Genomic DNA, 21094 nt, shown 5'->3' with positions numbered 1-21094 from the left:
GGGGGTAAAACCCAGATGCCCCAAACCGGAGGGTTGGGCTGATGGTTAACGCACCTTGGTTGCACATCGTGGGCATCGGTGAGGACGGCCTGGACGGGCTGACCCCCGTGACCCGCGCCGTGGTCGAAGCGGCCGAAGTCATCATCGGCGGGGACCGTCATCACGACCTGTCAGGGGCGGTTTCGGCCACGCGGGTGGCATGGCCCTCGCCCTTCGACGCGCTGATTGATGTTCTGAAAAGCTATAAAGGTCAAAGGGTTGTGGTTTTGGCCACGGGCGATCCCCTGTGGTTTTCCGTGGGCGCGCGGATCGGGCGGTCCATCCCTGCAGCCCAGATCACCTACCACCCGCAACTGTCGGCGTTCCAGCTGGCAGCGGCCCGCATGGGGTGGAGCTTGCCTGACGTCGAAACCCTGACGGTCCACGGTCGCCCGGTGCAGCAGATGGTGGCTTTTATCCAGCCAGATCAAAAGCTTATCATCCTCACCACTGGCGCTGAAACGCCGGGCCAGATTGCGCAATTCCTGACGGATCGGGGCTTTGGCCAGTCCAAAATGACCGTTCTGGCCGCCATGGGCGGGGAACGGGAGGCGCGGTTTGACGGGGTCGCCGCGACGTGGGACCACGCGGTTCCGGCCTTCAACACCCTGTGTGTGGACTGTATCGCTGCCCCCGATGCGGCCCTTTTGCCGCGCGTCCCTGGTCTGCCCGACGACCTGTTCCAGTCCGATGGAACCATGACAAAACAAGAGGTTAGGGCGGCCACGCTGGCCAAGCTGATGCCCATGCGCGGGGCCTTGTTGTGGGACATTGGCACCGGCTGCGGGTCTGTGGCCATCGAATGGATGCGCGCCGCCCGCTATGCCCGCGCCATCGGGATCGAACCCCGCGCCGACCGCCGCGCCATGGCCGCCGAAAACGCGCTGGCCCTGGGCGCGCCGCAGTTGAAGCTGGTCGAAGGCGAGGTCCCTAACGCATTGAACGGGCTGGAAAAACCAGACGCGGTCTTCATCGGTGGCGGCCTGTCCGAGGCCACGTTCGAGGCCGCTTGGGATGCCCTGCGCCCCTTGGGACGACTGGTCGCAAATGCGGTGACTTTGGAATCCGAGGCGACCCTGATTGCCTTGCAAAAAACCCACGGGGGTCAATTGGTTAAGCTACAGGTTCAGCGTGCTGACCCGGTCGGCCCCTATCGCGGCTGGCGTCCCTTGATGCCCGTCACCCAGTGGAGCCTTGTGAAAAGATGACCGGACGTCTGATTGGGGTAGGCCTTGGCCCCGGTGATCCGGGTCTGATCACGCGCAAGGCCGCGCAATATATTGAAAACGCTGACGTTATTGCCTACCCCAGCCTTGCGGGTGGGGACAGTTTCGCACGCTCCATCGCCGCTGATCTTGTCCCCACGGGGACGCGGGAAATCCGCATAGACGTGCCCATGACCGTGGAACGCGCCCCCGCGCAGGCCGCCTACGATGCCGCCGCGCGCGACATGGCGGCGGCCATGGACGCGGGCCGGGACGTGGTGTGCCTGTGCGAAGGGGATCCGCTGTTCTATGGCAGTTTCATGTATCTTTTCGCCCGCCTAAGTCCCCGCTATGAAACGGAAATTGTGCCGGGTGTCACATCCGTGACGGCCTGTGCGGCGGCCAGCCAGATGCCCCTTGTGGCCCGAAACGAGGTCATGACCGTCCTGCCCGGCCCCTTGCCCGAGGCGGACCTGCGCGCCCATCTGCAGGCCGCCGACACGCTGGTGATCATGAAGGTGGGCCGCCACCTGCCTAAGCTGCGTGCCCTATTGGCCGAGGCCGGTTTGGCAGAAAAGGCCACCTATATCGAACGCGCGACCCTTGGGGCCGAGGTGGTCCTGCCCCTGACCCAAGCCCCTGAAAAGGCACCTTACTTCTCCATGATCCTTATCGCGAAAGGAGCCGACCCATGGCTCTAGCCCCCGTTGTCCTGTGCCTTAACCGGGCCGGTGAGCCGCTGGCCCACCGCATCGCCGCCGCCCTTGGCGCGCCCGTCCATGGCCGGGCGGATCGCGTGGACCGGGCGGATGTGCTCTTTGCCAACGCGCTGGACCACGCGCGCGATCTGTTCGCCGCCGGGACACCCATCGTTGGGGTCTGCGCCAGCGGTATTCTGATCCGGGCCGTGGCGCCCCTGTTGGCGGATAAAACTGTGGAACCTCCGGTGTTGAGCGTGTCGGATGACGGGGCCGTGGTGGTGCCCTTGCTGGGCGGGCATCGCGGCGCGAACCGGCTGGCACGCGACATCGCACAGGCGTTGCAGGGAACGGCGGCGGTGACAACGGCGGGGGACGTGGCCCTTGGCGTGGCGCTGGACGAGCCGCCCGCGGGCTACCGTTTGGCCAACCCGGAACACGCGAAATCGGTCATGGCGGCGCTGCTGCAAGGGGGCGGCGCGACGGTGGAGGGCGAGGCGCTGTTTGACCTGCCCGAGGGGTCGGAGGTCGTCATCGCGTGCCATGACGCGCCCGACGCCGGAGGCGCGGCCAAACTGATTTATCACCCGCAAAAATATGTGCTGGGGGTGGGCTGCGCGCGCAATGCGGATCCGGCGGAACTTATTCAAAACGTGTCCGAGATGTTGTCAGCGGCCGGTGTGGCCGAGGGGGCCGTGGCCTGTGTGGCGACGCTGGACCTGAAGGCGGACGAGCCTGCGATGAACCAACTTGCGGCGCGCCTTGGCGTGCCTTTGCGGATATTCACCGCCGCAGAGTTGGAGGCCGAGGCCCCCCGTCTGGCCAATCCGTCCGAGGTGGTCTTTGCCGAGGTGGGCTGTCACGGGGTCGCCGAAGGGGCCGCACTGGCGTCTGTCCCCACGGGGACACTGCGCGCCGAGAAACGCAAGACCGCCAACACGACCTGCGCGTTGGTCGAGGCACCAGCACCGATCACGACCCTGCGCGGTCGGGCGCGGGGGCGGCTGTCGATCCTGGGCATCGGACCCGGTCAGGCGTCTTGGCGCACGCCCGAGGTCTCGCGCCTTGTGGCGGAGGCAGAGGAGTTGGTGGGCTATGGCCTGTACATCGACCTGCTGGGGCCCTTGGCCCACGGCAAGGCCCGCAGCGACTTCCCCCTTGGCGGGGAGGAGGCGCGGTGCCGCTACGCGCTGGAACAGGCGGCCAAGGGGATCAACGTCTCGCTGGTGTGTTCGGGGGATGCGGGCATCTATGCCATGGGGGCGTTGGTGTTTGAATTGATGGACCGGACGGGCGCAGACGCGGTCACGGACGCGGCGCGCCGGGTCGAGGTAGTCTGCTCTCCGGGTGTGTCGGCCCTGCAGGGGGCGGCGGCGCGGGCGGGCGCGCCACTGGGTCACGATTTTTGCGCGATCAGCCTGTCGGACCTGCTGACCCCGCGTGAGGATATCGTGAAGCGGTTGCACATGGCGGCGGAAGGAGATTTCGTGATCGCCTTTTACAACCCGGTGTCGAAACGCCGCCGCACCTTGTTGGCCGAAGCCCGGGACATCCTGTTGCAGCACCGCCCCGCCGATACGCCCGTGATGCTGGCCAGCAGCCTTGGCCGACCCGAGGAACACGTACGCTACCGCCGTCTGGCCGATCTGGATGTGGACGAGGTGGATATGTTGACGGTGGTCCTTGTGGGGTCCAGCCATTCGCGTCTGGCCCAACTGGGCGAAGGGCCGCGCATGTACACCCCACGGGGCTACGCGCGCAAAATGGTGGGCGGTGACCTGCCGCCCAATGATGAAGACGGACAGCCGACGCTCGCCGCCGATGCGGCCTCGCCCCGCCCGCCGTCCCACACAGGAGAGCCCACATGACCGTTTACTTCGTTGGCGCGGGGCCGGGCGATCCGGAGTTGTTGACCCTGAAAGCGCAGCGCCTGATCCAAGCCTGCCCGGTGTGTCTGTATGCAGGCAGTCTGGTGCCGGAACAGGTGGTGGCAGAGGCCCCCGCAGGGGCGCGGGTGCTGGACACGGCGCCCATGACGCTGGACGAAACCCATGCCGAGATCAAAGCCGCCCATGCCAAGGGGCAGGACGTGGCGCGGGTCCATTCGGGGGACCCAAGCCTTTACGGTGCCATCGCCGAGCAGATCAGGCGGTTGAAGGCGGATGGCATCGACTATCAGGTGATCCCGGGCGTGCCGGCCTATGCCGCCGCTGCCGCCGCTCTTGGTCAGGAGCTGACGATCCCGGAGGTCGCCCAGTCCATCATTCTGACCCGGGTCAGCATGAAATCCACCTCCATGCCGCCGAACGAGACCTTGGAAAATTTTGCCCGCACCGGGGCCACCTTGGCCATCCATCTGGGCATCCGCAATCTGCGCGAGATTGAGCGGGTCCTGACCCCGCACTACGGGGCCGATTGCCCGATGGTGATCGCCTATCGCGTGGGCTGGCCGGACCAGATGTTCATCAAGGGCACGATCAGCGACATCCATCCCAAGGTGCGCGCCGCCAAGATCACGCGCACGGCGCTGATCCTTGTGGGCCCGGCCTTGCGAGAGGTGCAGGATTTCAAGGACAGTGCCCTGTACGATCCGGCCATGCCCCATGTCCTGCGACCAAAGGTCAAGGCCCGGGATTAACGCTTTCTGATTCGGGTTTTGGTTCGTTACGTTTAACGGGCGAGGGCGCGATGTAGGAGATGCGCCATGCGATCGGGATCAGAGTTAAGCCTTCGAATGGGGACAGAGGCTGTGCCCGTCCGAAGATCATCGTCGGACAGGTTGGTGGTGTGCATCAGTCACGCGGACAAAGCGCGCGGCGTGATGCACGTCTATGCAGGCCGCACGCGCCTGACCCAAGCCCTGTTGGTCGAACTGGACGAGCACGCCGGAGAGCTGCACTACGCGCCCTTGGGGGGCACGCTGTAATAAGCGGCCTGCACCCCCTTGATCCGTGCCCACATCTGATCGCCCAGACTGTAGTGCCACCATTCGGTCGGATTGTTGACAAAGCCCGCCTCGTCCATCAACCAGTACAGCATCCGGCGGTTGTCCCGCGCCTCTCGCGCCGAAAAGGCGAGGGGGAGGCATCCTCGAAATACGCGGTGTTGGACACCTGTGTGACATCGTCGAAGATGGACCCCATATGCAGAAGCTCGCCGTCCTTGCGGCGAATGGTCAAATCCACCGCCGCACCGGTGGCGTGGGGGGGCGGCGAGGCCGGGTCGATGACACCGCCCGGTGCGCCACGTGCCCAGTACTTTTCAACCTCTGCCCGCAGGGCGTCCCCGTCCAGGCCTGGGTTGGCGGCGCGCAGGGTCGCGGGCATCCAGTGGTCGTGGAAATAGTTTTGCACCGCGATGGGACGCCAGGCGTCGAACACCCAAAGCTCTAGCCCGAAGGGGTCCAGCACCGCGTTCACCTGTGCCAGACGCTCTGCCACAGGGCGGCGCAGCAACAGGTCCGGGACCGATCCCGCGATTTGGGCGTGATAGGGCGGGTTGTGGGCGATGTGGTAATGGTTCGCCCCCTGATCCCGAAGTCGCGCACCTCGACCATCGGGTCCGCGTGCTGGGCCGCGCCAAGATCCAAAGGATGGTCACGGTAGCCCGGGCGCACCGCCTCGGCACGCGCCACGGCGGCGCCAAGGGGCGTGTCCCGCAGGGGACCAAGGGGGCTTTGTGTGATCTGCAATACCATCGCCCCTTTTGTGCGGCAGGCCTTGGCGGGGCGCAACCAACTTGACCCCCTGCCGCCCGCGCGCCCATATGGGCCAACTGATAGGAGAGCCGCCATGACCCGCACCGTTTACGTCAACGGAGAATACCTGCCCGAGCATGAGGCCAAGGTCTCTGTCTTTGATCGAGGCTTCCTGTTCGCCGATGGGGTCTACGAGGTGACCAGTGTTCTGGGCGGCAAGCTGCTCGACTTTGATGGCCACGCCGTGCGGCTGGAACGGTCCCTATCCGAGTTGGACATGAAGAACCCGATCACCAAGGACGACCTGCTGGCCGTCCACCGGGAGTTGGTGCGCGTGAACGAGATCGACGACGGGTTGGTCTATCTGCAAATCACGCGCGGTGCGGCGGACCGGGATTTTGCCTATCCTGCCGATGATGTGGAACCCACAATTGTGCTGTTCACCCAGGCCAAGCCGGGCCTCGCCGACAGCCCCGCCGCCAAGACCGGGATCAAGGTGATCTCGATCGAGGATCAGCGGTGGGGGCGGCGCGATATCAAGACGGTTCAGCTGCTGTACCCGTCCATGGGCAAGATGGCGGCCAAGGCGGCGGGGGCGGATGATGCGTGGATGACCGAGGACGGCTTTGTGACCGAAGGCACCTCGAACAACGCCTATATCGTCAAGGACGGCACCATCATCACCCGGCACCTTGGCAACGAAATCCTGCACGGGATCACCCGCGCCGCCGTCTTGCGGTTCGCGGCGGAGGCGCAGATGAAGGTGGAAGAACGTCCCTTTACCCTCGACGAGGCCAAGGCGGCGGACGAAGCGTTCATCACCTCTGCCTCTACGTTTGTGATGCCGGTGGTGGAAATGGACGGTGCCCCCATTGGCACCGGCAAACCCGGCCCCATTGCCCAAAGATTGCGCGAAATCTACCTGGATGTAAGCAGAGCCGCCGCTGTTTAGCGGTTTTGGCGTCTTTTTGGTCCGTTTCCCCATTGCACAATCCTGACCAAACGTAACACTGGACCCCATAGTTTCTGTGTGGGGGTAGTGCAGTGCGTAAGGCTTTGGGTTGGGGTGTGTTTGCGGTGGGCGTTGGGGCCCTTGGCCTGTGGGGGCGTGCGGATCATGCGCAGGATATGCAGGCCGAACTGACGGCGGCTGCGGCCTCGGTCGTGGCGGGCACGCAGCATGGCATCGTCACTGACGTGGCCGGTCGTGACATCACGGCGCGGGGTCTGGCCGACAGCCAAGCGGAGAAAGAGCAGGTTCTTGCCGCGCTTGAAGATCTACGCGGTCAGCGGGTTGTGCGCGACGAGATCGAGGTCTTGCCGCAAATGACGCCCTTCATCACCTCGGGCACGCTGGACGCTTCGGGGCTGTCCCTGTCGGGCGCTGTCCCCAGCGAGGCTGTGCGCGCCACGCTTGCGCCTTTTGGGGCCGCTGTGGATCAGATGGATTTGGCCAGCGGTGCCCCGGCCGATTGGTTGCCCGCGGTGCAGGCCGCTGCAGCCGCGATGGATCCGCTGGAAAGCGGCTCGTTTACCTTGGAAGATGCGACCCTGACCTTTGACGGGGTTGCCTTGGTCCCTGCGGACAAGGCCGAGGCGGAGGCCCTGCTGGCGGCCATTCCAGCCAGCATCACGCAAACGATCGACATCACGACGCTGGACGATGGCCGTCCCTTTGCTTTGACGCTGGATCAAGATGGAACCGCCACGGGCAAGCTGCCCCAAGGGTTGGCCGCCGCTGATCTGGCAGAGGTCCTGCAAATCGACACCCTGACGGGCGATGTCGTGACCGCGCAGATCGGGTCAGGGGCTCCGTTCGTGGATCAAGCACGGGCCGGGGCCGGGGCATTGGCGTTGTTGGAGACGGGCACCCTGACCCTGTCGCCGGATGAAAACACCCTGACAGGCATGGCGCGCACCCCGACCGAGAAAGCCGCCGCCGAGGCTGCATTGGCGGGGCAGGATATTGCGGCCCAGATCGGTACGCTGGATGACGGCACCCCCTTCCGCTTGTCCGCCACGCTGGACGGTGGTGCGGTCAGCGGGGCCGGGAAACTGCCCGCAGGCACCGTGTTGTCCCAAGTCGAAGGTGAGTTCGAGATTTCGGCTTTGGGCGCGGGTGATCCGTTCACAGGGGCTAGTGATGCAGGTCTGATGGCCCTGCGCGCGCTGGAAGCTGGCACGCTGGACATCACCGGAACCACCGTCACGCTGCGCGGCGACGCCCTGAACCCCGGGGCCGTGGCACAGGCCGAGGCGGCCTTGGACGCGCTGCCCTCCGGGTTTACCCGCGATGTGGACCTGAACGTGTTGGACGATGGCCAGCCCGTGGACTATCGCGTGACCTTTGATCCCGCCACGGGTGTCGGCTTGTCTGGCAAAGCCCCGACCGACCTGTCCGCCGATCAAGTGGCCGATGCCCTTGATTTTGACGAGGTGAAGGCCGCCGACATGACGAACGCCTTCGCGGATGGCGACCCCGCCCCCATGCTGGCCGCCCTGTCTACCCTGTCGCCGTGGATGACAGAGCTTTCGGGCTTTGACATCACCGGCACGGCGGACGGTGCGACAGTCGTGGCCTATGCCGCACCGGGCGTGGATGTAGACCAGCTTGCCGCGGCCTTGGATCCGATCCCTGTTGAGGGACCGCAGGCCATGCCCGAAGACGGCACCTTGCGGGTGAACCTGTTGACGGGCCGCGAAGAGCAATTCGCCGGGGCCGCATGGCTGCCGACTTTTGACTTTGAACCGAGCATCGAAAACTGCGCGCGACAGGCGTTTTTGGTGCAGACCTCAAACAAGGTGAACTTCGTATCGGGCGGGTCCGATCTGGACGTACGCTCTATCCGGTCCGTGAACGCGCTGGCCGCGATTGCGCAGCGGTGCTTGGCATCGGGTGATTTGCGCCTGACGATTGGTGGACACACCGACAGCACCGGATCAGTCGAGGGCAACACCCGCCTAAGCCAAGCGCGCGCGGACGTTGTGCGCGACGCGCTGGTCGCGCGGGGCCTACCGGTCGAGGCGATGCAGACCGTGGGCTTTGGCCCCAGTTCGCCGATTGCAACCAATGAAACCGAAGAGGGCCGCGCCGCCAACCGCCGCACGACCTTTAGATGGACAACACAGTAACCCTTAGGGTGGGAGAGTGATTATGTTTCAAGAGTGGGGATTTCTACTGGGCGAGATTTGGGTCCTGATCCTTTTGGCGGCCCTGCTGGGCCTGCTGGCAGGGTGGTTGATCTGGGGCAAGTCCGGCGATGTTGTTGTGAACACCGACGAGGCGGAGGGCCTGCGCACGGACCTCGACAAGTGCCGCGCCCTGCACGCCGACAAAGATGCCCGCATCGCGGCGTTGGAGGCGGACGTGGCCAAGGCCCGGGCCGAAACGGCGGTGGCCGTGGCCCCGACCGCCGCCCCCGTTGCGGCGGCACAGGCGGATCAGGACTTTGACGGCGATGGTGTGATCGAAGGCGCAGACGAAGGTGTGAAGCCCGAAACGCTGGAGGCCGCCCGCGACGGCAAGGCCGATGATCTGAAACGGATCAAGGGCATTGGTCCCAAGATGGAAAAGCTATGCAACAGCCTTGGCTTTTACCATTTCGATCAGATCGCCTCTTGGACCGATCAGGAGGTCGCGTGGGTCGATGCCAACCTTGAAGGGTTCAAGGGGCGGGTCAGTCGGGATGAATGGGTCGCTCAGGCCAAGTTGCTGGCATCTGGGGCCGAGACCGAGTTTTCCAAGCGTGTGGACGGTGGCGACGTCTACTGACGCGGCCCATCCCATGACAAAAGGCCGGGGCAGAACCCCGGCCTTTTTCGTTTGGACGCACGCGGCTCAGGATTTGTCGGTGATGTTTTCCTTGAAGGCCACGTCAAAATCGGCCTGTGTCTTGGCACTGGCCTCGGTCTGGTAGTTGGCTTTCCACTCGGCCATGGTCATGCCGTAGAACGCCTCGCGCGCCTCGTCCTTGGTCATCTCGATGCCACGTGCGTTCGCGGCCTCTTGATACCATCGCGACAGGCAGTTCCGGCAAAACCCCGCAAGGTTCATCATGTCGATGTTTTGCGCGTCTGTGCGGTCTTCCATCAGGTGCTTGCGCAGGCGGCGAAAGGCGGCGGCCTCCAGCTCGATTTGGGTTTGTTCGTCCATGGTCGCTCCTTACAAAGTGGCTTGGGCTTGGGTCAGGATTTTGGCAAGGCGCGCGGCCCAATGGGCCTGCCCGTCTGCCGTTTCAATCAGATCGTTGCGGACCTCCAACAACACATGGGGGCGGCCGGTGCGCAAGGCGTGGCGGTCCATGGCGTCCCCGGGCAGGTGGCCGGAATAGGGTTCGTTGATACCGACCGTCAGATCCCCCTCGGCCTGCAACAGCGCAATCACAATATCTGCCAGCGGGTTGGGGCCGCCAAACAGCACCCCGACCTCCCAAGGGCGCGGGGGTGGCCGTTCAGCTGCGGGGTAAAGGAGTGCACAGCGCACAGGGCCGCATCCGGGTGACCCGCGCAGACCTGCGTCAAGGCGTCGTGGTAAGGGCGGTGGTAGGTGTGCAGGCGGCGTTCCCGTTCTGCCGCGTCGACCTTGCGGTTGCCCGGAATGATGGACCCATCGTACAGGCGCATGATCAGGGTCAGGTCATCCTCGCCCCGGTTGGGGTCAATCAACAGCCGCGAGAACCGGGACAGAACGGCAGGCGCACCAAGGGCCTGGGCCAGCCCCCGGGTCACACCCGCCGCACCCACATCATAGGCGATATGGCGGTGGATGTCGGCCTCTGGCAGGCCCAACCCCTCGGCCCCCGCGTTGGACGCGTGGTCGCAAGTGACGATCCACTGTGCGCCCGGCGCTGCGTCCAAGATTTCAAAAGCCTGCTCTGTCATTCTGCGTCGTCTTTCTGTTACCACCCCGATATATGCATGTGTTGCGCGTGACGCCAGTTGCGAGTGGCGTGGGTTTCAGGCATACCCACGACAATTGTTAACGCTAACATCCGCGTGCGAACCGACCGAACGAAAGAGGACTGAACAATGAGACGGCACCGCAGTGTGAAAATCGTGGCCACCCTGGGGCCAGCATCCAATGATTTCGACATGATCAAAGCCCTGTTCGAGGCCGGTGCCGATGTCTTTCGTCTGAATATGAGCCACGGCGACCACGAAGAAATTCGCGCTCGTCACGCCATCATCCGTGATATCGAGCGGGACACGGGTCGACCCATTTGCATCTTGGCGGACTTGCAGGGCCCCAAACTGCGGTGTGGCGTGTTTGACGGTGACAGTGCCGAGATTGCCGAGGGCGCGCCGTTCCGCTTCGATCTGGACGAGGCCCCCGGGGACGCAACGCGCGTGAACCTGCCCCACCCCGAGATTTTCGAGGCGCTGAAGCCCGGCTCTACCCTGTTGGTCAATGACGGCAAGCTGCGTCTGACCGTGGACGACTGCGGTGAAGACTTTGCAAATTGCACCGTGGTGAACGGTGGCACGATCTCTAACCGCAAGGGCGTCAACGTGCCGGACGTGGTTCTGCCGCTCGCCGCGCTGTCGCCCAAGGACCGCAAGGACCTGGAGTTCGTATGCGAGCTGGGTGTGGACTGGCTGGCCCTGTCCTTTGTGCAGCGCCCCGAGGACGTGCAAGAGGCCCGCGATATGGCCAAGGGCCGCGCCGCAATCCTGTCCAAGATCGAAAAGCCCGCTGCTGTTGAGGCGTTTGACGAAATCTTGGCCGTGTCTGACGGCATCATGGTGGCGCGCGGGGATCTTGGCGTCGAATGCCCTGTGGCTGCCGTGCCGCCGATCCAGAAACGTCTGGTCCGCAAATGCCGCGCCGCCGCCAAACCCGTGATCGTGGCCACCCAAATGATGGAATCGATGATCGAAAGCCCGGTTCCCACCCGCGCCGAAGTCTCGGACGTCGCACAGGCGATTTACGAAGGCGCGGATGCGGTCATGCTGTCCGCCGAATCCGCTGCCGGGGCCTACCCGGTCGAGGCCGTCAGCACCATGAATGCCGTCGCGTTGGAGGTCGAGAGTGACCCCACCTACCGCCAGATCATCGAGGCCAGCCGCCACGCCGACCGCAAGACCACCACGGACGGCATCGTCGCCGCCGCCCGCGAAATCGCGGAAACCACCGACATCAAGGCGATCTGCTGCTTCACCCACTCGGGCACCACCGCCCGCCTTGTGGCGCGCGAACGCCCCCGGGTGCCGATCATCGCCCTGACCCCCATCGCCACTGCTGCCCGCCGTCTTGTCCTGAACTGGGGCACCCATGTCGTCGAAACCCACGAGGTGGAGCGTTTCAAATTCGCAGTGGTCTCGGCTGTGCGCGCTGCAAAATCCGCGGGCTTTGCGACAAATGACGACCAGATCGTGGTCACCGCTGGCATCCCCTTCAACGTCACGGGCACAACGAACATCCTGCGTGTGGCCCCCTGCGATGAAAAACTGATCTATACGGCGGACAGCGAAGCAGACTAGGCTGGGGGCATGCTACCTGTACCCGGTGATCCTGATCTATTGGCGGTGCTGGTCGTAGTCCTCGCGGGCCTCGGCCTGACAGCGTTCCTCTCTGCGTTGGCAGAGGGGCGGCGTCCCTTTGTTGGGATACTGGTCACGGGGATCGCCGGGCTGGGCCTGTACTGGCTGATGCAGGCGGGGCCGATTGAATGGCTGACCTTTCCGCAGGCCTTCGTCGAAATCGCCGCCCGCATCTTGCGATAGCGCCCTTGCCAAACCCCTGCGCTCTGGCTAAACGGGCGCTCTGAATACCCCGCGCGGCCGGCGACAGAGGCATGCCGAGTCGCGCGCGATAACGATAGGAGATCGAAATGCCCAAGATGAAGACGAAGTCGAGCGCCAAGAAGCGCTTCAAAGTGTCGGCCACCGGTAAGGTGATGGCCGGTCAAGCTGGCAAACGCCACGGTATGATCAAGCGTACCCGTAAGTTCATCCGCACAGCCCGTGGGACCACCACGCTGTCCGCTCCTGACGCGAAAATCGTCAAGAGCTACATGCCCTACGACCGCTAAGGAGACCGATCAATGGCACGCGTTACATCCGGGAAAGTCACCCACGCCCGTCACAAGAAGGTCATCAAGGCCGCCAAAGGCTATTACGGCCGTCGCAAGAACGCCTTCCGCACCGCCACACAGGCCGTGGACAAGGCGAACCAATACGCCACGCGCGACCGGAAAAACCGGAAACGGAACTTCCGCGCCCTGTGGATCCAGCGCATCAACGCCGCTGTCCGCGCCCATGATGAAAGCCTGACGTATTCGACGTTCATCAACGGCCTTGCGAAATCCGGTATCGAAGTGGACCGTAAGGTTCTCGCCGACCTGGCCGTCCACGAACCCGAAGCCTTCGGTGCGATCGTAGACCAAGCGAAAGCCGCTCTGGCTGCCCAAGCGACCATCGGTTGAATTGGAAAAGCCCTCGCAGATGCGGGGGCTTTTTTATTTTGTATCGTTGGAAATCCGTGCTACGCGAACTTTATCAGATCGCCGGGTCAACGGCGCTGATCACGACGGTTACACACATGACGATAGAACGACTGACGGCACTGGAACAGCCGCTCAAGTGGATCGCCCTTTGTCTGGGCGTGTGCAGCACCATTTCGATTGTACAGGATTGGCAGCTTGCCGCGATGCTCTTTGGCCTGCCCTTTTGCTTGATTTGGGTGTTTTGCGGATGGCTGCGTACGGAGCCGCAGTTGAAGTACATTAACATCCTGTTTAGTGCGCTCTACATTTACGGCATTGCGCGGTACGTGGTTCACACGGTCTAATTGACCCTGACCCTTGCGCCTATGCGCGTGGCCCGGTAGCACCTGCGCGACAGTTAAAGGAGCCGCCCCATGGATGACCTGCGCGACAAGTACATTGGCCTGATTGCGACCGCCGCCGACGAGGCAGCTTTGGAGGCTATTCGTCTGGCCGCCGTTGGAAAAAAGGGCGAAGTCAGCCTTCAGATGCGGTCCCTTGGCAAGATGTCGCCCGAGGAGCGTCAGGTTGCGGGTCCTGCGCTCAATGCGCTCAAAAACGAAATCAACTCTGCACTGGTGGCCAAAAAGATAGCGCTGGAGGATGCCGCGTTGGACGAGCGGTTGCGGGGCGAATGGCTCGACGTGACCTTGCCCAGCCGTCCGCGCCGCCAAGGCACCATCCACCCGATCAGCCAAGTGTCCGAAGAGGTCACGGCCATCTTTGCCGACATGGGGTTTTCGGTGGCCGAAGGCCCCCAGATCGAGACGGATCACTACAACTTTGACGCGCTCAACATCCCCGGCCACCACCCGGCCCGTGCGGAAATGGACACGTTCTATATGGCGCGCGCTGAGGGTGACGACCGCCCGCCTCACGTCCTGCGCACCCACACCAGCCCCGTGCAAATCCGCTCTATGGAAAAGCATGGTGCGCCAATCCGCGTGATCTGCCCGGGCCGCGTGTACCGCGCGGATTACGACCAGACCCACACGCCTATGTTCCACCAAGTCGAGGGACTGGCGATCGACACCGATATCTCCATGGCGAACCTGAAGTGGACACTGGAGGAATTCGTCAAAGCCTTCTTCGAGGTCGATGACGTGGAGCTACGCTTCCGCGCGTCCCACTTCCCGTTCACGGAGCCAAGCGCCGAGGTGGACATCCGCTGTTCTTGGGAAGGCGGTCAGCTGAAAGTGGGCGAGGGCGACGATTGGCTGGAAATCCTAGGGTCCGGCATGGTGCACCCCAAGGTGCTGGCTGCTGGCGGGATCGATGCCGCAAAATACCAAGGGTTCGCCTTTGGGGTGGGGATCGACCGGATTGCGATGCTGAAATACGGTATTCCCGATCTTCGCGCCTTCTTCGACAGCGATCTGCGCTGGCTGCGCCACTACGGGTTTGCGGCATTGGACGCGCCTAGCACCCATGCAGGCCTGAGCCGCTAACCGTCGAAGGACAGCACATGAGGACCATCACGTCGCTCCACAGGATGATCGTCTTGATGGACTTCGGAATGTTGCCGCAGCGTTCGGTGCTGTCGTTACGGCCGGTCTGCATCGGAGTGGAGGGCGAAATGGGTGCCGCGCAAATGGACGCCGATGAGGCCCGGTCGATCATGGGAGAGATTGACGCGAAATCGTCCGCTCTTTTGCCGGTGCTCGCCATTATCCTGGCAGCGTCGGCCTTCCTGTTTTCGCTGGATCAACGGTGGCTGACGCTGGTGCTGATGTTCGCGCAGGTGACCACGATCTCTGTCTCGATCCTGTTCCTGTTGCGCTGTCTGATTTTCGAACCATCGCCGCGTATGCGCCAAGTGTTTGACCTGCCTGGGGCGACGGCCCCAGACGCCCTACAGGTCGAGGCGATCAAACAGGTCCACTATTTCAACCGGGTGATCGTGTTGACGGTGCTGACGTCTGTCCTGTTTTTTGCTCAGTCTTTTCGGACCGGCGTCCATGCAGTTTTGGCGGCCTAGTTTCCTGTCAGACGCTGAAAGGCTGTCGTCTCGACCTTTTGCACCTTGATCCGGCCCGCGCCGGTTTGGTTGCGCTGGCTGTTGTCGCAGCCGAGGCGGCCGAAAGGGGTGTCCACGCCACGGTTGTTACAGCTTTCGATCTTGCTGCCCACAGTGGTGAAGGTTGATCCTGTTTTCTGACTGCCGCCCAAGTCCATCACGGCATAGGCACCAGCAAGGCTGAGGGCGAGGGCACCGGCAACGCCGAACTGCCCCAAGGTTTCGCGAAAGACGCTTTTCATTGTGTGACCTCTTTGGGTTCATATCTGCTCTGCCTCGCTGATATCGGTCAATTGCGGCGAAAATGGGTAAGACTTGCACCAATCCGATGGTAATTCACGCAAATGAACGTCTTTGTCCCGAAATTGGAAACCTAGGTGCGGCGACCCTCGGGGCCTTCCACCCTATGGCGCAATCGGATATGCAGCCCGCGACGTGACACGCGCACCAAAGGCTGTATCCGATGAAATTCACCCTGTCCTGGCTCAAGTCCCACCTTGAAACCACCGCCACCCTTGATGAAATCCTCTACGCGCTGACCGACCTCGGCCTAGAGGTTGAGGGCGTCGAGGATCGCGGGGCCAAGTTGCGCGACTTTACCATCGGCAAGGTCGTGTCGGCGGAAAAGCACCCCGATGCGGATCGGTTGCGCGTGTGTCAGGTGGATACCGACGAAGGGATGAAACAGATCATCTGCGGTGCCCCCAACGCCCGCGCGGGGATCACAGTCGTGGTGGCCAAGCCCGGCGTCTACGTGCCCGGCATCGACACCACCATCGGCGTGGGCAAGATCCGCGGTATCGAGAGTTTCGGCATGATGGCGTCGGAGCGGGAGATGGAGCTGTCGGACGAACACGACGGCATCATCGAACTGCCCTCGGGCGATGTGGGTCAGTCCTTTGTAGATTGGTTGGCCGAAAACGACCCCGCCAAGGTGGACCCCGTGATCGAGATCGCCATTACCCCGAACCGCCCCGACGCGCTCGGCGTGCGCGGCGTGGCGCGGGATTTGGCGGCGCGCGGTCTGGGCACATTGAAGGCCCGCGATGTGGAGGCTGTGGCCCCTACGTTCCCGGCACCCATGGCGGTGACGATCGACGATGACACCCGTGACGGCTGCCCCGTGTTCGTGGGCCGCGTGATCCGGGGGTGAAGAACGGCCCCAGCCCCGCGTGGTTGCAGGACCTATTGCGCGCCATCGGCCTGCGCCCGATCAACTTCCTCGTCGATGTGACCAATTTCTTCACCTATGATCTGAACCGTCCCCTGCACGTTTTTGACCTGGCAAAAGTGCAGGGCGACCTGCGCGTGCATCGTGCCACAGGCGGCGAAGAGCTGCTGGCGCTGGATGGAAAAACCTACACGTTCCAGCCCGGTCAAATGGTGATTTCCGACGCCAATGGCCCCGAAAGCATCGCCGGCATCATGGGCGGCGAGGAAACCGGCTGCACCGAAGACACCACGGATGTATTCGTCGAAAGCGCCTATTGGGACCCGGTGCAGACCGCCTACACGGGCCGCGCGCTAAAGATCAATTCGGATGCGCGCTACCGGTTTGAGCGGGGCGTTGACCCGGCCTTCACGCCCGAAGGGCTGGAACATGCGGTGCGCATGATCGTGGACCATGCGGGCGGCGAGGCCTCCGAGGTGATCATGGCAGGTGCCGTGCCCGACACGGCCCGCGCCTACAAGATCGACGCCGCCCGCTGTTCGTCGCTGGTGGGTATGGATATCCCCGAGGCGGAGCAACGCGCAACGCTCACGGCGCTTGGCTTTGTGCTGGACGGTGACATGGCCCATGTCCCCAGCTGGCGACCGGACGTGCAGGGCGAGGCGGATCTGGTCGAAGAAGTCGCCCGCATCGCCTCCCTGACCAAGTTGCAGGGCAAACCCCTGCCGCGCCTGACGACCGGTGTGCCCAAGCCCGTTCTGACCCCCGGCCAAGTGCGCGAACGCGCCGCGCGTCGGACGATTGCGGCACTCGGGTACAATGAATGTGTGACGTACTCTTTCATCGACCAAGCCTCTGCTGCGCTGTTTGCTGGTGGCACGGACGCAACGAAACTGGAAAACCCCATCAGCAGCGAGATGAGCCACATGCGCCCCGACCTGCTGCCCGGTCTGTTGCAGGCCGCAGCCCGGAACCAGGCGCGCGGTATCATGGACATGGCCCTGTTTGAGGTCGGCACGGCCTTCCATGGCGGCGAACCGATGGAGCAGCACCAGCTGGCCGCCGGTATCCTTGTCGGCCACTCTGGCCCCAAGGATGTGCACGGCGCGCGGCGGCCTGTGGATGTCTACGATGCCAAAGCCGACGCAGAGGCGGTCCTGTCCGCCATCGGTGCCCCGGCCAAGATGCAGATCCTGCTCGGCGTGGCCGATTGGTGGCATCCCGGGCGGTCTGGCAAGATGTGCCTTGGTCCCAAAAAGGTCATGGCCGTGTTCGGCGAGCTGCACCCCAAGGTGCTGAAGGCGATGGACGTAAAAGGCCCCGCCGTAGGCTTCACGATCTGGCCCGCCGAGGTGCCGATGCCCAAAGCCAAGTCCGCAACCCGCGCCGCGCTGACCATCAGCGACCTGCAGGCTGTGGAGCGTGATTTCGCCTTTGTCGTCGATACGCAGGTCGAGGCCCTGACCTTGGTGAATGCCGCTGCCGGGGCAGACAAGGCCCTGATCGCAGACGTCCGGGTGTTCGATGAATTCATCGGCGGATCGTTGGGAGAGGGCAAAAAGTCGCTCGCCGTCACCGTACGCCTGCAACCCAAAGACGCGACCTTGACCGAAAAAGACATCGAGGCCGTCGCGGCCAAGGTGATCGAAAAGGTCCAGAAGGCCACGGGTGGCACCCTGCGGGGGTAATGATCAACGGCTATACCTGCCGCCCTCGTCGGAGCCTCCGGCGGGGGTATTTCCCACCCAATGAAGCATAGGAGTTTCTAATGACTTTAAAGGTTTATCTATCCGGTGAAATCCATACGGACTGGCGCGAGCAGATCACCGAGGGCGCGCAGGGCCTGGACGTAACTTTCGACAGCCCCGTCACGGACCACGCCGCCAGCGACGATTGTGGTGTTGCGATCATGGGCGCGGAGCCGACCAAGTATTGGCATGACCACAAGGGTGCCATGGTGAACGCGATCCGCACCCGCAAGGGGATTGCGGATGCGGATGTGGTCGTCGTCCGGTTTGGTGAGAAATACAAACAGTGGAACGCAGCCTTTGATGCGGGCTATGCGGCTGCCTTGGGCAAAAGCCTGATCATCCTGCATGGTGCCGATCACCAGCACGCGCTGAAAGAGGTAGATGCCGCTGCATTGGCTGTCTGCGAAGAGCCACGCCAAGTTGTGGACATCCTGAACTATGTGCTGACTGGCAAGTTGCCGGGCTAGATCATGATCCGGGCCTTGTCACGTCAGATCCTCGGTCCACAAGATGCGGCACCAAGGCTTGCGCCTTGGCACCGTATTCGATGACGTCGATGTGCGTCAGGCGCGCGGGGGCGTGACCAGTCCCTTTTGTACGGCAGGGCGCGCGACGAAGCGGTCAAGGTACGCACCCACGTTCGGAAAATCGTCCCAGCCTACAAGCTCTTTCGCGCCATAGAAATCCAACGCGCGCAGCCATGGGGCAATCGCCATGTCAGCGATGGAATAGTCACCGGCGATCCAGTCGCGATCCGCCAGTTCCTTTTCCAATACGGCCAGCAGGCGCTTGGCTTCGGCGACATAGCGGTCGCGGGGTCGCTTGTCCTCGATTTCGGAGCCGGCGAATTTCACAAAGAAGCCCATCTGTCCAAACATCGGACCCAAGCCGCCCATCTGGAACATGACCCACTGGATCACGCGCGCTTTGTCTGCGGGGGTGGTGCCGATGAACTGCCCGGTCTTTTCGGCCAGATAGATCAGGATCGCGCCGGACTCGAACAGACCCAAGGGGCCACCTTGGGCAGTCGGATCAATGATGGCAGGGATTTTATTGTTTGGGTTCAGGGACAGGAACGCGGGGCTTTTGACGTCGCTGTCGGACAGGGTCACGGTGTGGGCCTCGTAGGGCAGGCCCATCTCCTCCAGCGCGATGGAGACCTTCACACCATTGGGTGTCGGAAAGGAATAGAGCTGGATCACATCTGGGTTAGCGGCGGGCCAACGGCGGGCGATGGGAAAGGCGTCGAGTGCGGACATAGGTGTCTCCTGTTTAACGTTATGGGAATGGTAGTCCTTTTCTCCCCGCACAAAAGAGTGGCGATGGTGCGAATAGAGAGACTACACTGCGCGCGGACGTCCGGATCACACGGGCGCCAACGAAAAAGGGACCAAAGGGGTAACCTATGCTACAAGAATTCAAAGCCTTCATTGCCAAGGGCAATGTCATGGACATGGCCGTCGGGATCATCATCGGCGCGGCCTTTACGGCGATTGTCAAATCCATGGTCGACGACCTGATCAACCCCTTCGTTGGGCTGTTCACCGGTGGCGTCGATTTTACGAACCAGTATATCGTCTTGGCCGGTGAGGTTGCTGGTGGCACATCTCTGGCCGATGCGCGCGAAGCTGGCGCGGCTGTATTTGCCTACGGGTCGTTCTTGATGGCGGTACTGAACTTCCTGATCATCGCGTTCGTGGTGTTCATGCTGGTCAAGAACGTGAACAAGATCAAAGAGGCGACGGCCAAGAAAGAAGAAGAAACCGCAGAGGCCGCGCCTGCTGGTCCAACCGAGCTGGATATCTTGATGGAAATCCGTGACGGGCTGAAGCGGTGATTTTGGCGTTTTGACATGCAAAAGGCCCGCTTCAACAGCGGGCCTTTTTTTGTTTAGGCGGCAAGGATGGTGGCGGGGTCAATGCTGTCCATTTGAAGGGCCTCGCCCACGGCCGCATAAGTCAGCTTGCCTGCATGGACGTTCAGACCGTTGCGCAGGTTCGGATCGGCCAGACAGGCGGCGCGCCAACCTTTGTTCGCCAGAGCGATCATGTAGGGCATCGTCGCATTGCCAAGGGCCATGGTGGACGTGCGTGCGACGGCTCCGGGCATGTTGGCCACGCAGTAGTGCATGATCCCGTCCACGTCGTAGATCGGATCCGCGTGGGTTGTTGCACGGCTGGTTTCGAAGCACCCGCCTTGGTCGATGGCGATATCTACCAGAGCAGAGCCGGGCTTCATCGTGGCAAGCTGTGCGCGGCTGACCAGTTTGGGTGCGGCGGCCCCGGGGATCAGAACGGCACCGATGACCATGTCCATCTGTGGCAGCAGTTCGGCGACGGCGGCGGCGTTTGAATACTGAGTGGTCAGGCGGCCCATGAAGACATCATCCAGATAGGACAAGCGCGCGATGGATCGGTCCAACACAGTCACATTCGCGCCCATGCCAACGGCCACGCGGGCAGCCGCTGTGCCAGACACGCCGCCGCCGATGATCGCTACGTTGGCGGGACGCACGCCAGGTACACCACCCAGCAGCACACCGCTGCCGCCGTTGGCCTTTTGCAGGGTGTAGGCGCCGACTTGCGGAGCCAAGCGTCCGGCGACTTCGGACATGGGGGCCAGAAGGGGCAGGCCGCCCCGGTCGTCGGTAACAGTCTCATACGCAATCGCGGTGCAGCCTGACGCCAAAAGGTCCTTGGTCTGAGTGGGATCGGGGGCCAGATGCAGATAGGTGAACAGCAGTTGCCCCTCGCGCAGCATGGCGCGCTCGGGGGCTTGGGGCTCTTTGACCTTTACGACCATATCGGCACGGGCAAAAATTTCCTCGGCAGTGTCCACGATCTCGGCACCGGCTGCGACATAGTCCGCGTTGCTGAAGCCTGCGCCTATGCCCGCATCCTTCTGGATGATGACTTGGTGGCCATTGGCAACGGCCTCTTGGGCCGCGGCGGGCATCATTCCGATGCGGAATTCCTGTGGTTTGATTTCTGTTGGGCAACCGATGAGCATGCGAACCTCCCGTTTTATGTGTG

Annotated in this window: 24 protein-coding genes and 2 pseudogenes; 18 read left to right on the top strand and 8 right to left on the bottom strand. The window is 63.0% G+C overall.

Annotated elements, in window-relative coordinates; all coding sequences use genetic code 11:
* The first annotated feature begins 41 nt into the window (after positions 1–41).
* From cbiE to ACZ1G0_RS13705, 5 genes are all read left to right on the top strand, one after another.
* Entirely contained in the window at positions 42–1247 is a 1206-nt protein-coding gene (gene cbiE / locus ACZ1G0_RS13725; RefSeq protein ID WP_472737454.1) for a precorrin-6y C5,15-methyltransferase (decarboxylating) subunit CbiE, read from the top strand.
* Positions 1244–1945, top strand: coding sequence for a precorrin-2 C(20)-methyltransferase (cobI, locus tag ACZ1G0_RS13720; RefSeq protein WP_472737453.1), 702 nt, complete (start codon positions 1244–1246; stop codon positions 1943–1945). The genes cbiE and cobI overlap by 4 nt, the downstream gene beginning before the upstream one ends.
* Positions 1936–3810 carry a precorrin-3B C(17)-methyltransferase gene (gene cobJ, locus ACZ1G0_RS13715; protein ID WP_472737452.1) on the top strand — a complete coding sequence of 625 codons (1875 nt, stop codon included), beginning with the start codon at positions 1936–1938 and terminating at the stop codon, positions 3808–3810. Before cobI ends, cobJ begins: the two co-directional genes overlap by 10 nt.
* A complete protein-coding gene (gene cobM / locus ACZ1G0_RS13710) occupies positions 3807–4580 on the top strand; it encodes a precorrin-4 C(11)-methyltransferase (RefSeq protein ID WP_472737451.1) in 774 nt (257 codons plus the stop codon). The genes cobJ and cobM overlap by 4 nt, the downstream gene beginning before the upstream one ends.
* Positions 4581–4646: 66 nt before the next feature.
* The gene (locus ACZ1G0_RS13705; protein WP_472737450.1) at positions 4647–4868 is read left to right on the top strand and encodes a hypothetical protein; all 222 of its coding nucleotides are present in this window, start codon (positions 4647–4649) and stop codon (positions 4866–4868) included.
* On the opposite strand, the gene ACZ1G0_RS13700 is transcribed toward ACZ1G0_RS13705, so the two are convergent.
* From ACZ1G0_RS13700 to ACZ1G0_RS13690, 3 genes are read right to left on the bottom strand one after another with little or no spacing between them, the layout of a single operon-like run.
* A complete protein-coding gene (locus ACZ1G0_RS13700; protein WP_472737449.1) occupies positions 4841–4981 on the bottom strand; it encodes a M15 family metallopeptidase in 141 nt (46 codons plus the stop codon). The genes ACZ1G0_RS13705 and ACZ1G0_RS13700 overlap by 28 nt on opposite strands.
* Positions 4966–5382, bottom strand: a complete 417-nt coding sequence (locus ACZ1G0_RS13695) for a M15 family metallopeptidase (RefSeq protein WP_472737448.1) — start codon at positions 5380–5382, stop codon at positions 4966–4968. The genes ACZ1G0_RS13700 and ACZ1G0_RS13695 overlap by 16 nt, the downstream gene beginning before the upstream one ends.
* Entirely contained in the window at positions 5358–5633 is a 276-nt protein-coding gene (locus ACZ1G0_RS13690; RefSeq protein ID WP_472737447.1) for a hypothetical protein, read from the bottom strand. The genes ACZ1G0_RS13695 and ACZ1G0_RS13690 overlap by 25 nt, the downstream gene beginning before the upstream one ends.
* Positions 5634–5733: 100 nt before the next feature.
* On the opposite strand from ACZ1G0_RS13690, the gene ACZ1G0_RS13685 reads away from it, so the two are divergent.
* From ACZ1G0_RS13685 to ACZ1G0_RS13675, 3 genes are all read left to right on the top strand, one after another.
* Positions 5734–6591: a D-amino-acid transaminase gene (locus tag ACZ1G0_RS13685; protein WP_472737446.1), complete on the top strand. Its 858-nt coding sequence runs from the start codon at positions 5734–5736 to the stop codon at positions 6589–6591.
* 92 nt (positions 6592–6683) lie between these two features.
* Positions 6684–8771: an OmpA family protein gene (locus ACZ1G0_RS13680; protein ID WP_472737445.1), complete on the top strand. Its 2088-nt coding sequence runs from the start codon at positions 6684–6686 to the stop codon at positions 8769–8771.
* A 22-nt stretch (positions 8772–8793) separates the two neighbouring features.
* Positions 8794–9411, top strand: a complete 618-nt coding sequence (locus ACZ1G0_RS13675) for a hypothetical protein (protein ID WP_472737444.1) — start codon at positions 8794–8796, stop codon at positions 9409–9411.
* Positions 9412–9477: 66 nt separating this feature from the next.
* On the opposite strand, the gene ACZ1G0_RS13670 is transcribed toward ACZ1G0_RS13675, so the two are convergent.
* Both ACZ1G0_RS13670 and ACZ1G0_RS13665 read right to left on the bottom strand, forming a co-directional pair.
* On the bottom strand, positions 9478–9792 hold the full coding sequence (locus ACZ1G0_RS13670; protein ID WP_472737443.1) for a DUF1244 domain-containing protein: 315 nt from the start codon (positions 9790–9792) through the stop codon (positions 9478–9480).
* Positions 9793–9801: 9 nt separating this feature from the next.
* Positions 9802–10520, bottom strand: a pseudogene (locus ACZ1G0_RS13665) (N-formylglutamate amidohydrolase).
* A gap of 147 nt (positions 10521–10667) precedes the next feature.
* Here ACZ1G0_RS13665 and pyk point away from each other — a divergent pair.
* The 7 genes from pyk to ACZ1G0_RS13630 all read left to right on the top strand — a co-directional run bounded on the left by pyk (position 10668) and on the right by ACZ1G0_RS13630 (position 15101).
* A complete protein-coding gene (gene pyk, locus ACZ1G0_RS13660) occupies positions 10668–12119 on the top strand; it encodes a pyruvate kinase (protein ID WP_472737442.1) in 1452 nt (483 codons plus the stop codon).
* Positions 12120–12128: 9 nt separating this feature from the next.
* On the top strand, positions 12129–12362 hold the full coding sequence (locus ACZ1G0_RS13655; RefSeq protein WP_472737441.1) for a hypothetical protein: 234 nt from the start codon (positions 12129–12131) through the stop codon (positions 12360–12362).
* 107 nt (positions 12363–12469) lie between these two features.
* Complete coding sequence (rpmI, locus tag ACZ1G0_RS13650; protein WP_472737440.1) at positions 12470–12670, top strand: 50S ribosomal protein L35; 201 nt, start codon at positions 12470–12472, stop codon at positions 12668–12670.
* Positions 12671–12682: 12 nt separating this feature from the next.
* On the top strand, positions 12683–13063 hold the full coding sequence (rplT, locus tag ACZ1G0_RS13645) for a 50S ribosomal protein L20 (RefSeq protein ID WP_472737439.1): 381 nt from the start codon (positions 12683–12685) through the stop codon (positions 13061–13063).
* A 56-nt stretch (positions 13064–13119) separates the two neighbouring features.
* Positions 13120–13428, top strand: coding sequence for a peptidase (locus tag ACZ1G0_RS13640; protein WP_472737438.1), 309 nt, complete (start codon positions 13120–13122; stop codon positions 13426–13428).
* Between the two features lie 69 nt (positions 13429–13497).
* Positions 13498–14571: a phenylalanine--tRNA ligase subunit alpha gene (gene pheS, locus ACZ1G0_RS13635; protein ID WP_472737437.1), complete on the top strand. Its 1074-nt coding sequence runs from the start codon at positions 13498–13500 to the stop codon at positions 14569–14571.
* 17 nt (positions 14572–14588) lie between these two features.
* The gene (locus tag ACZ1G0_RS13630) at positions 14589–15101 is read left to right on the top strand and encodes a hypothetical protein (RefSeq protein ID WP_472737436.1); all 513 of its coding nucleotides are present in this window, start codon (positions 14589–14591) and stop codon (positions 15099–15101) included.
* On the opposite strand, the gene ACZ1G0_RS13625 is transcribed toward ACZ1G0_RS13630, so the two are convergent.
* Positions 15098–15382 carry a hypothetical protein gene (locus ACZ1G0_RS13625; protein WP_472737435.1) on the bottom strand — a complete coding sequence of 95 codons (285 nt, stop codon included), beginning with the start codon at positions 15380–15382 and terminating at the stop codon, positions 15098–15100. The genes ACZ1G0_RS13630 and ACZ1G0_RS13625 overlap by 4 nt on opposite strands.
* A gap of 221 nt (positions 15383–15603) precedes the next feature.
* Here ACZ1G0_RS13625 and pheT point away from each other — a divergent pair.
* Positions 15604–17999, top strand: a pseudogene (gene pheT, locus ACZ1G0_RS13620) (phenylalanine--tRNA ligase subunit beta).
* Between the two features lie 80 nt (positions 18000–18079).
* The gene (locus ACZ1G0_RS13615) at positions 18080–18529 is read left to right on the top strand and encodes a YtoQ family protein (protein ID WP_472737434.1); all 450 of its coding nucleotides are present in this window, start codon (positions 18080–18082) and stop codon (positions 18527–18529) included.
* Between the two features lie 96 nt (positions 18530–18625).
* Here the strand turns inward: ACZ1G0_RS13615 and ACZ1G0_RS13610 are convergent, their stop codons facing one another.
* On the bottom strand, positions 18626–19321 hold the full coding sequence (locus ACZ1G0_RS13610; RefSeq protein ID WP_472737433.1) for a glutathione S-transferase family protein: 696 nt from the start codon (positions 19319–19321) through the stop codon (positions 18626–18628).
* Between the two features lie 146 nt (positions 19322–19467).
* Here ACZ1G0_RS13610 and mscL point away from each other — a divergent pair, with 146 nt between their 5' ends.
* On the top strand, positions 19468–19899 hold the full coding sequence (gene mscL, locus ACZ1G0_RS13605) for a large conductance mechanosensitive channel protein MscL (RefSeq protein WP_472737432.1): 432 nt from the start codon (positions 19468–19470) through the stop codon (positions 19897–19899).
* Between the two features lie 53 nt (positions 19900–19952).
* On the opposite strand, the gene ald is transcribed toward mscL, so the two are convergent.
* On the bottom strand, positions 19953–21071 hold the full coding sequence (gene ald / locus ACZ1G0_RS13600; protein WP_472737431.1) for an alanine dehydrogenase: 1119 nt from the start codon (positions 21069–21071) through the stop codon (positions 19953–19955).
* Positions 21072–21094 lie beyond the last annotated feature (23 nt).

It is taken from the genome of Thalassobacter sp. HA4-2 (assembly GCF_055693705.1).
The sequence above is the reverse complement of the archived record's forward strand: the minus strand, read 5'-3'. Positions and strand labels throughout refer to the sequence as shown.

Bases quoted from the DNA above. Each gene is read 5' to 3' on its own strand.
- cbiE (WP_472737454.1), top strand. From the start codon at position 42: ATGGTTAACGCACCTTGGTTGCACATCGTGGGCATCGGTGAGGACGGC.
- cobI (WP_472737453.1), top strand. From the start codon at position 1,244: ATGACCGGACGTCTGATTGGGGTAGGCCTTGGCCCCGGTGATCCGGGT.
- cobJ (WP_472737452.1), top strand. From the start codon at position 1,936: ATGGCTCTAGCCCCCGTTGTCCTGTGCCTTAACCGGGCCGGTGAGCCG.
- cobM (WP_472737451.1), top strand. From the start codon at position 3,807: ATGACCGTTTACTTCGTTGGCGCGGGGCCGGGCGATCCGGAGTTGTTG.
- ACZ1G0_RS13705 (WP_472737450.1), top strand. From the start codon at position 4,647: ATGCGATCGGGATCAGAGTTAAGCCTTCGAATGGGGACAGAGGCTGTG.
- ACZ1G0_RS13700 (WP_472737449.1), bottom strand. From the start codon at position 4,981: ATGCTGTACTGGTTGATGGACGAGGCGGGCTTTGTCAACAATCCGACC.
- ACZ1G0_RS13685 (WP_472737446.1), top strand. From the start codon at position 5,734: ATGACCCGCACCGTTTACGTCAACGGAGAATACCTGCCCGAGCATGAG.
- ACZ1G0_RS13675 (WP_472737444.1), top strand. From the start codon at position 8,794: ATGTTTCAAGAGTGGGGATTTCTACTGGGCGAGATTTGGGTCCTGATC.
- ACZ1G0_RS13670 (WP_472737443.1), bottom strand. From the start codon at position 9,792: ATGGACGAACAAACCCAAATCGAGCTGGAGGCCGCCGCCTTTCGCCGC.
- pyk (WP_472737442.1), top strand. From the start codon at position 10,668: ATGAGACGGCACCGCAGTGTGAAAATCGTGGCCACCCTGGGGCCAGCA.
- ACZ1G0_RS13655 (WP_472737441.1), top strand. From the start codon at position 12,129: ATGCTACCTGTACCCGGTGATCCTGATCTATTGGCGGTGCTGGTCGTA.
- rpmI (WP_472737440.1), top strand. From the start codon at position 12,470: ATGCCCAAGATGAAGACGAAGTCGAGCGCCAAGAAGCGCTTCAAAGTG.
- rplT (WP_472737439.1), top strand. From the start codon at position 12,683: ATGGCACGCGTTACATCCGGGAAAGTCACCCACGCCCGTCACAAGAAG.
- pheS (WP_472737437.1), top strand. From the start codon at position 13,498: ATGGATGACCTGCGCGACAAGTACATTGGCCTGATTGCGACCGCCGCC.
- ACZ1G0_RS13630 (WP_472737436.1), top strand. From the start codon at position 14,589: ATGAGGACCATCACGTCGCTCCACAGGATGATCGTCTTGATGGACTTC.
- ACZ1G0_RS13625 (WP_472737435.1), bottom strand. From the start codon at position 15,382: ATGAAAAGCGTCTTTCGCGAAACCTTGGGGCAGTTCGGCGTTGCCGGT.
- ACZ1G0_RS13615 (WP_472737434.1), top strand. From the start codon at position 18,080: ATGACTTTAAAGGTTTATCTATCCGGTGAAATCCATACGGACTGGCGC.
- ACZ1G0_RS13610 (WP_472737433.1), bottom strand. From the start codon at position 19,321: ATGTCCGCACTCGACGCCTTTCCCATCGCCCGCCGTTGGCCCGCCGCT.
- mscL (WP_472737432.1), top strand. From the start codon at position 19,468: ATGCTACAAGAATTCAAAGCCTTCATTGCCAAGGGCAATGTCATGGAC.
- ald (WP_472737431.1), bottom strand. From the start codon at position 21,071: ATGCTCATCGGTTGCCCAACAGAAATCAAACCACAGGAATTCCGCATC.